Below are 1,491 nucleotides of genomic sequence, written 5' to 3' on the forward strand. Positions count from 1 at the left end.
CCCCGGGAGTCGTCCCGGCCGCCCTGCGGGGCGTCCCGCGCCGTCTTCGCCAGGAGGCGTTTGATCTCCGCGGGGGGCAGGTCCGGGTGGGCGGCCCGGACCAGGGCCACCGCGCCCGACGCGAAGGCCGCCGCCGCGCTCGTGCCCCAGCCCTCGTAGTAGCTGCGGTCGGGGTCCGCGATCACGATGTCGTCGCCGGGCGCGGCCACGGTCGCGTACCACCGCCGGGTGGAGAAGGAGGCGTGCGTGCCGGCCTCGTCGACGGCCGTCACCGCGATGACGCCGGGGTAGGCGGCCGGGTAGGAGATGTGGTCGCCCTTCTCGCCGCCGTTGCCCGCGGAGGCGACGACGACGACGCCCTTGCCCAGTGCGTACTGGACGGCCGCGTCCTCCTCGGCCTCCGGGTGCGCGGACTCGCTGTCGTCGCCGAGCGAGAGGTTGATGACGTCGGCGCCCTGGTCGACGGCCCAGCGGATGCCCTTGGCGAGGGCGTTGCCGCGGGACTCGCGGGCCTTGTCGCGGGCCGGGTCGCCGCCTTCGAGGATGACCCTGACCGGCAGGATCTTCGCCTCGGGGGCGATGCCGAGCACGCCGTCACCGCGGCCCGGGCCGTGTCCGTGGCCCGCGATGATGGACGCCATCGCGGTGCCGTGCCTGGCCCACGAGCGGTCGCCGCTCCGCGCGCCGAAGCCGACGAGGTCGTTGCCCTTCAGTACGTTGCCGCGCAGGTCGGGGTGGCGGTCGTCGACGCCGGTGTCGAGGACGGCGACCGTCATTCCCGCGCCCTTGGTGGTACGCCACGCCTCCTGCGTGTGCAGGGCGGCCAGGCCCCACTGCTTGTCGCGGATGGTGTCCGCGTGCGCGGCGGGGACCGGCAGGACGACGAGCGCGGCGACGGTGAGGGCGGACGCCGTGGCGGTGGTGGCAGCGGTCGCGGTACGCCTTCGGGGGCCCCGGCGGCGGGCGCCCGCTCGGCGGGGGGTCGGTCGTCGGGGGGTCATCCGGGTTGCTCCGTGGCCGAGTTGACGGTTTTGCGCAGCCCGCGCTCGACACGGTCCGCGATGCCCTTGGCCTCGTGCGCGAGGCCCGACTGGGCGGGGGTGGAGGTCGCGCCCGCGGCGGTGGCGAGCGTGGCGGGCTGGGGCCCTGTGACGGTGCGTCCGTCGGCGAAGCCGGATACCGCGTACACGACGACGGGCACGTCCCTGAGGACACTGATCGACCAGCTGGCCCGCTGCCCGTCGCCGAATCCGGCGGCGACGGTGCCGGGCACCGGGAACGTACGCGGCATCAGATCGGCGCGCTCCGCCAGCTTTTCGCGGGCGAAGCGGGCGCGCAGGGCGTTCGTCGCGCTCTCGTCGGCCTGGGTGAAGACCATGCCGACGGTGGTGACGCTGCTGGTGGTGGCGTCGGTGTAGGTGGCGCGCAGCAGGCGGGCGCAGCCGACGGGGCCGAGGGCCTTGAGGAGGAGCGGGTCCAGGGCGTTCGTAC

The 1,491-nt window shown here is 75.3% G+C and carries 1 protein-coding gene and 1 pseudogene; both read right to left on the reverse strand.

The window, feature by feature from the left end; all coding sequences use genetic code 11:
- Positions 1-1,001, reverse strand: a 1,001-nt coding sequence (mycP, locus tag ACWGIG_RS38875; RefSeq protein WP_453326438.1) for a type VII secretion-associated serine protease mycosin, incomplete at its 3' end; no start/stop codon positions are given.
- Positions 998-1,491 (reverse strand): annotated as a pseudogene (locus ACWGIG_RS38880) (hypothetical protein); the annotation flags it as partial. The pseudogene ACWGIG_RS38880 and the gene mycP, both read right to left, overlap by 4 nt.

It is taken from the genome of Streptomyces sp. NPDC054863, from assembly GCF_053610825.1.